Here is a 6822-nt window from a genome sequence, read left to right as displayed (position 1 = left end):
AGCTTCGTCGGCATCATTACCCCGACCCTGATCGTCGGCAGCGTGCTGGGCCTGGACAGCGAGGTGCCCTACCTGATCAGCATGGCGCTGTTCGTCTCGGGCGTCGGCACCTTCGTTCAGGCCAAGCGCTTCGGTCCCATCGGCTCAGGCCTGTTGTGCCTGCAGGGCACCAGTTTTTCCTTTCTCAGCGTGATCCTCAGCGCCGGTTTTCTGGTGAAGAGCCGTGGTGGCGGCACCGAGGAAATCCTCTCGACCATCTTTGGCGTCTGCTTTTGCGCCGCCTTTGTCGAGGTGGTGCTGAGCCAGTTCATCGGCAAATTGCGCAAGCTGATCACCCCCGTGGTCACCGGCACCATCATTACCTTGATGGGCCTGTCACTGCTCAAGGTGGCGATGACTGACATGGCCGGCGGTTTCGGCGCGCCGGACATGGGTTCGGCGACCAATCTCGGACTGGCAGCGCTGGTGCTGGGAACGATCGTGATCCTCAATCGTTTCAATATTCCCTTGCTGCGCCTGAGCGCGATCATCATTGGCCTGACGCTGGGTTTCCTGGTGGCGTGGTACATGGGCCGCGTCGATTTCGCGCACATGCCGCAAGTGCCGGCGATGAGCATTCCGGTGCCGTTCAAATACGGTTTCTCATTCGATCTGCTGGCCTTCATTCCGATTGCGGTGATCTTTCTGGTTTCGCCTCTGGAGGCCGCCGGCGACCTGACCGCCAACTCGATGATCTCCCAACAGCCGGTGAGTGGCCCGACCTACATCCGCCGGATCAAATCGGGCCTTCTGGCCGACGGGCTCAACTCGGTCATGGCTGCAACTTTTAACAGCCTGCCGATGGTAACGTTCGCCCAGAACAACGGGGTGATTCAGTTGACCGGCGTGGCCAGCCGTTTCGTGGCGTTTTTCATTGCCGGGATTCTGGTGCTGCTCGGACTCTTCCCGATTATCGGCGCGGTACTGCAATTGATGCCCAAGCCGGTGCTCGGCGGTGCGACGCTGATCATGTTCGGCACCGTAGCCGTGGCCGGGATCAAGATTCTGTCGGAGGCCGGGCTGCATCGTCGCAACATGCTGATCGTGGCGATTTCCCTGGGGATGGGGCTGGGCGTGGCAGCGGTGCCGGAAGTGCTGCGCGAACTGCCCAAGGCGCTGCACAACATCTTCGAATCGCCGATCACGGTCGGTGCATTCTGCGCGATCATCCTCAACATCTTCCTGCCGGAAGAACAGATGGAAGAAGAGCTCACAGAGTTCGACCCGGAAGCCTCGACCCTCAAGGTGCTGCAGGATCCGGCGCAGCCCCCCGAAACAGAACCTCTCTCCAGCCACGCGGTCGCACAGTTGAATCGCTAGGCTTTATCGAGCGGGAGCATTCTCCCGCTCTGCCTTGTGCAACTGGAGCACCACGATGCCGCCACGCCCGATCCGATCACTGTTGACCTGTCTGCTCGTCCTGGCATTGAGCGCCTGCGCGCTGTTTCCCAACCGCGACCCGTTGAACATCAATGTGGTGGGCATCGAGCCGTTGCCGGGACAGGATCTGGAAATCCGCTTTGCCGTGAAGCTGCGCTTGCAGAATCCCAACGACGTGGACATTTCCTACGATGGGGTCGCGTTGAATCTGGACGTCAACGGCAAGCTGCTGGCGTCGGGTGTCAGCGATCAGAAAGGCACGATCAGCCGTTTTTCCGAAGGCGTGTTGACGGTGCCGGTGACCGTTTCGGCCTTCGCCGCGCTGCGCCAGGCGGTGGGTCTGGCCGAGACGCAGAGCCTGGACAATCTTCCATATGAATTGCACGGCAAGCTGGCGGGCGGGCTGTTTGGCACCATGCGGTTTTACGACAGCGGGACGCTGAGCCTGCCGCAGCCGGCGAGCGGCAGTTGGTAGTCGGCAACTGTCGTCGGCTGTAGACCCATTCCCTGTTCGCTCCGCCATCTCAGGCGATCGCCATCTTCGGTTGCGGGCTTTGGCAACGTCGTTACACACGATGCGCCATGAACTCTTCTTCCTCGACAGGACGTTCTACCCCTGGGAAGTCGGAATCAGGCCCGCTTCCTGGTAGCTGAGGATCAGATCATCGAACAGGCCAATGTCCTGCCGGGCTCGAGCGATCAGCTGGGCGCCGGCCACGGCGGTGTAAATCGCGTGGGCGCGCCGCTCGCAGCTTTCGGCACTGCCCATCCCCGCGTCGACCAGCAGGCTTTTCAGCCATAGAACATTGGTGTCCGCGAACGCCTTGACCTCGTTCCTGACCTGCTCGGGCAAGCCGTCGTACTCCGCGGCCATGAAGCTGGACAGACACAGCCTGTTGCCGTCCTCGAGCGAGTTGCGAAAGATCGACGGGTAGCGCGCCAGACAGGCGCTCGGATCAGCGATCGAGTCGCGGATTGCCTCGAGAGCGCTGGCAGTGTCCTGCCAATAACGACGGGCGACCGCGGCGCCCAGGTCGGCCTTACTCGGGAAGTGGTAGTAAATGCTGGCGTTCTTGATCCCTACCGCTTCACCGATGCTTCGAAAGTTGATGCCGTTGTAGCCGTGGGTCTGCGCCGCTTTCTTCGCCGCCGCCAATATGGCTTCCCGAGCATTTTCGCTCACGTTCATTTCCTCATTGCTGGTTCAGCCGTCATTGGGCGGGAGTGTACGCCGAGGCCTTCCACCTGCCAACTGACAGGTAGGGATTGACAACCGCAAAATAAGCGCTCAACGTTTACCTACCAATTGACAGGCAGGTAACCCATCATGACCTCTTCAACATCGCTGTTCGATTCCTCAACCCTTCCCACAATGAAAATCCATGACTGGTTCGATGGTCCCTACCCGGCCCGTGTACGCATCGCGCTGGCAGAAAAGGGCCTGCTTTCCAAGGTCGAATTCGTGTCGGTCAATATATGGAAAGGCGAGCATAAGCAACCGCAGTTTCTGGCCCTCAACTATTCGGGAACGCTTCCCGTGCTGGAATTGAATGACGGAACCCTCATCGCGGAGTGCACCGCCATTACTCAATACCTGGATTCACTGACTGGTAGCCCTACCCTCACCGGTGAGACCGCGCTCGAAAAAGGCCTGATTCATATGATGACCAAGCGGGCTGAAATCGAGTTTCTCGATGCCGTCAGCGTCTATTTCCACCACGCCACACCCGGCCTTGGGCCGCAGGTAGAGCTTTATCAGAATCCGGAATGGGGTGGCCGCATGCGTGACAAGGCGGTCAGGGGCATGCACTACTTCGATGGTGTGCTCAAGCATCAGCCTTTTGTGGCGGGGGACAGCTTCTCGATGGCCGATATCGCGGTGCTGGGCGGAATGATTTTCGCCTCGCTGGTGAAACTGCCGGTGCCGGATGAATGCGAGGCCTTGCGCGCATGGCACGCCAGAATGCTGGAGCGCCCCAGCGTGCAGCAATGGCGAGCGATGGTCGAGCGTGGCATGCCGCACAAGTGAGGTGGACAGCATCCGCCAGCCTGCGCGGGGATGGCGTCACCCGCGAGCAGCAGCCACCAGGCGATTGACCTCGGCGCGCACCATGTTGGCGTACTCCGGCGGCGACATGGTATCCAGCTCTGCCCGCACCCATTCCGACCACTTGCCCTTGCGTTTGGCGCGCTCGCCCATCAGTCGGGCAGCGTCGCCCTTGGCCTTGCCCAGATTGCTCTGCCACAGTTCGAACAGACGGGATTTTTCGTCTTCGATCTCGGCTCGCTCGGCAAGGGACTTGTTGGCCAGGTTGAAACTCATGACGTTTACCTCTGTTTGCAAAAACGTAACGCTCGATTGCAGCCGAGTATCGGCTCGAAAGCGTCAGCATCTTACACCCGACGCTGCGGATGCCCGATCACATTCGTCGCACTTTTTGCCCTGAGCCGGGACATACCCTGCAACTTTTCCCGACCCACGCGACTCCATTGCTCACTGCCATCATCAACTGAAAGGAAATTTGCCATGGCTCGTAAAACTGGTGTCCAAAACGCCGCCGAACAGATCCAGGATCAAGCATTCAGCGAACTGGCGGCCCTTATTGAAGAGTCCGACAAACTGCTCAAGGACAGCGCTTCGCTGGTCGGCGAAGAGGCAGAAACCGTGCGTGAGCAGCTGAGCCAGAAGCTCAGGCAGGCTGTGGATTCTCTGGGCAACGTGCGGGACAAGACCAAGCCTGCCGTTGAAGCCACCGAAACCTACATTGGCGGTCACCCATGGCAGACCGTAGCGGTCTCGGCCGGCTTCGGTCTGGTGGTGGGTCTGTTGCTGGGTCGTCGTTGATTCGACGCACGCGCGCCCCGACTCAGGGTTGACGCCACTTCCATAGCAGCACGGCTTGCCGGCGGTGGCGTCACCGCGATCGTCGCGACCGGCAGGCCGGACTGCTTAAAGCAACCGTACAGAACGGCACCGCACAGATTCAGCCCTTCTCAGACTTGCCGCTGCGGCACCACGCCCTGCAACAGCCTGCCGAAATAATCCGCTGTAAACGCCAAAGGCTCGGCATCCTTGACTCCCACCGTTTTTCTCAACATCCATTCACGGCGTCCCGCATCCAGTTGCAGACTGTATTTCTCCTGTCCGTGCAGGCTCAGTCCGCTCACCGAAATGCTCACCTGTCCCTTTGCTCCCATCGCATCTGGCACGAACGCGACCGCGTGGGTGCCCAGATTGAAACTCATGCGGCGGGTTCTGAACGGCGAGTTTTCGTCGGGATAGCCCTTGCTCTGGGCCAGATGCGGCTCGTACTCGAAGGAGGTCTGGCCTGCGTCCACCAAGGGTTTGAGCCAGCTTTCAACCTGTTCGTAGAGGGCATCGATGTTGGCATTCCACTGCGCCAGATCATCATGAAAACGTTGGTGTTTCTGCTCTTCGTAGCGCTGATTGGCGATCAGCAACTCGCTGAGGCGTTGAATCTCGTCCATAACGGCGATTCCCGGTTCACGCGCCCGAGTATTCGAGCACGTGAATGAAGGGTGGCACAGCCACGGCGAGGTGTCGCCTTACATCGTGCGTCGGCCTATCAGGATCTGGGCGGGATGACTTCCAGTTGCGACAGGCGATGGCCCTTGACCAGCGCCGCATCGATATCGGTCTTGGCTTTTTCGGCGGCCTCTTGAGAGTCGAACGGACCGATCATGACAACCTCATTGCCGTCGACCTTGACCACATACGAGGGATAGTGGTGCTCGACCAGCCAGTAGGTCATATCGCTCAAGGCTTCTTTCAAATGAACACGAATGGTCCATTGTGGCGAAGCCGGGGTCGGCGCCTCGGCGACTGAATCGGTTGTCGGGACCTTTGCCGGTGTTGCTGGTTTACCGCCGTCGCAGCCTGCCAGCATCAATACCGCCACCATCATTGCCATCTTGCGCACGTCTGTCGCTCCTCGTTTGAAGTGGCGAGAGTCTACCACTGCGCATCACCACGAGTTGTAACGCGACCGGCCCGCCGCCGGCGAACATCACCGACAGCCGGCCTCGGGAGGTCAGACCTGCGACTTTCCGACGCGGGCTGGAGTCAAGTCATCGGTACCAGCCACGCCCGGGGGAACGGATTTTTCCGAGCCGGCGCTCATCGCAGCGATTTCCCGCGCAGCCTTGGCCTTGTCGAATGAGCCATCCCATTTGGCAATGGCGATGGTGCCGATGCCGTTGCCGATCAGGTTAGTCACCGCCCGCGCTTCGTTGAGAAAGCGATCGACCCCCAGCAACAGCACAAGGCCGATCATGGGAATGCCGTGAAACACCGACAAGGTCGCCGCCAACGTGACAAAACCTGCCCCGGCGACACCCGCCGAACCCTTGGAGGTCAACAGCAATACACCGAGCACGGTTAATTGATCCCACAGCGTTAGCGGCGTGTTGGTGGCCTGAGCAACGAAAATCGCAGCCATGGTCAGGTAAATGCAGGTGCCATCGGAATTGAAGGTGTAGCCGGTGGGCAGCACCATCCCGACCACAGACTTCTCGCAGCCGAGTTTCTCCAGTTTGACCATCATTCGCGGCAGTACCGCTTCAGTTGAACAGGTGCCGAGGGTCACCAGAATCTCATCCTTGAAATAACGCAGAAACTGCAACAGCGGCAGCCCCGACCAACGCGCCACGGCGCCCAGTACGACGAAGATGAAAATCAGCGTGGTGATATACAACGCCACCAGCAGCTGGCCCAACGAGAGCAGCGTGCCTATCCCGTACTTGCCAATGGTGAACGCCATCCCCGCCCCCGCGCCCAGCGGTGCAAGGCGCATGACCATGGCGACCACGCGAAACAGGCTTTGCAGCAGCATATCGATGACATTGACCAGCGGCTTCACCGGTTCACCGATCTGCACCAGCGCAACGCCCATCAGCACCGAGACCAGAATCACCTGCAGCATTGCACCCTTGGCGAAGGCGTCGAACAGCGTGGTCGGGATGATGTTCATGAAGAACTCCACCACCCCGCCCTGCGCCGCCGCGGCTTGGGTATAGCCGGAGAGCGCGCTGCCGTTGATGGTGTGGACGTCGATGTTCATGCCCTCACCGGGCTTGAGGATATTGACCACCAGCAAACCGATGATCAGCGCCAGGGTCGAGAGTACTTCGAAGTAGATTAGCGCCTTTGCCCCAATGCGCCCGACCTCCTTGACACTGCCCATTTTGGCGATGCCTACCACCACCGTGCCGAAGATGATTGGCGCCAACAGCATCTTGATCAGCTTGATGAAGCCGTCGGCGAACGGTTGTAGCTTGGCGCCAATATCGGGGAAAAAGAAGCCGATGGCACCACCGATGACGATGCCGATCAGAACTTGCACGTAAAGCTGGCCGTACCAGCGTGTCGAAGCCTGTTCCATT

General features: G+C 59.7%; 9 protein-coding genes. 4 read left to right on the top strand and 5 right to left on the bottom strand.

The window, feature by feature from the left end; genetic code table 11:
• Both ACRER8_RS20030 and ACRER8_RS20025 read left to right on the top strand, forming a co-directional pair.
• The coding region (locus ACRER8_RS20030) for a nucleobase:cation symporter-2 family protein (protein WP_431747934.1) at positions 1-1359 on the top strand (1359 nt) is incomplete at its 5' end.
• Between the two features lie 55 nt (positions 1360-1414).
• A complete protein-coding gene (locus tag ACRER8_RS20025) occupies positions 1415-1894 on the top strand; it encodes an LEA type 2 family protein (RefSeq protein WP_431747933.1) in 480 nt (159 codons plus the stop codon).
• A gap of 135 nt (positions 1895-2029) precedes the next feature.
• Here the strand turns inward: ACRER8_RS20025 and ACRER8_RS20020 are convergent, their stop codons facing one another.
• Positions 2030-2602 (bottom strand): TetR/AcrR family transcriptional regulator, encoded by a 573-nt coding sequence (locus tag ACRER8_RS20020; RefSeq protein ID WP_431747932.1) that lies wholly within the window; start codon positions 2600-2602, stop codon positions 2030-2032.
• 189 nt (positions 2603-2791) lie between these two features.
• Between ACRER8_RS20020 and ACRER8_RS20015 the strand changes: the two genes are divergently transcribed.
• Complete coding sequence (locus tag ACRER8_RS20015) at positions 2792-3448, top strand: glutathione S-transferase (RefSeq protein ID WP_431747943.1); 657 nt, start codon at positions 2792-2794, stop codon at positions 3446-3448.
• Between the two features lie 36 nt (positions 3449-3484).
• Here ACRER8_RS20015 and ACRER8_RS20010 read toward each other — a convergent pair whose 3' ends face one another.
• The gene (locus tag ACRER8_RS20010) at positions 3485-3742 is read right to left on the bottom strand and encodes a hypothetical protein (protein ID WP_431747931.1); all 258 of its coding nucleotides are present in this window, start codon (positions 3740-3742) and stop codon (positions 3485-3487) included.
• A 204-nt stretch (positions 3743-3946) separates the two neighbouring features.
• On the opposite strand from ACRER8_RS20010, the gene ACRER8_RS20005 reads away from it, so the two are divergent.
• The gene (locus ACRER8_RS20005) at positions 3947-4264 is read left to right on the top strand and encodes a DUF883 family protein (protein ID WP_431747930.1); all 318 of its coding nucleotides are present in this window, start codon (positions 3947-3949) and stop codon (positions 4262-4264) included.
• A 149-nt stretch (positions 4265-4413) separates the two neighbouring features.
• Here the strand turns inward: ACRER8_RS20005 and ACRER8_RS20000 are convergent, their stop codons facing one another.
• The 3 genes from ACRER8_RS20000 to dctA all read right to left on the bottom strand — a co-directional run bounded on the left by ACRER8_RS20000 (position 4414) and on the right by dctA (position 6821).
• A complete protein-coding gene (locus ACRER8_RS20000) occupies positions 4414-4908 on the bottom strand; it encodes a hypothetical protein (protein ID WP_431747929.1) in 495 nt (164 codons plus the stop codon).
• Between the two features lie 98 nt (positions 4909-5006).
• Positions 5007-5360, bottom strand: coding sequence for an SPOR domain-containing protein (locus ACRER8_RS19995; RefSeq protein WP_431747928.1), 354 nt, complete (start codon positions 5358-5360; stop codon positions 5007-5009).
• Positions 5361-5471: 111 nt separating this feature from the next.
• Complete coding sequence (gene dctA, locus ACRER8_RS19990) at positions 5472-6821, bottom strand: C4-dicarboxylate transporter DctA (protein ID WP_431747927.1); 1350 nt, start codon at positions 6819-6821, stop codon at positions 5472-5474.
• Between the last annotated feature and the right edge of the window lies 1 nt (position 6822).

The organism is Pseudomonas sp., from assembly GCF_050739935.1.
Lineage (GTDB): Bacteria > Pseudomonadota > Gammaproteobacteria > Pseudomonadales > Pseudomonadaceae > Aquipseudomonas.
The sequence above is the reverse complement of the archived record's forward strand: the minus strand, read 5'-3'. Positions and strand labels throughout refer to the sequence as shown.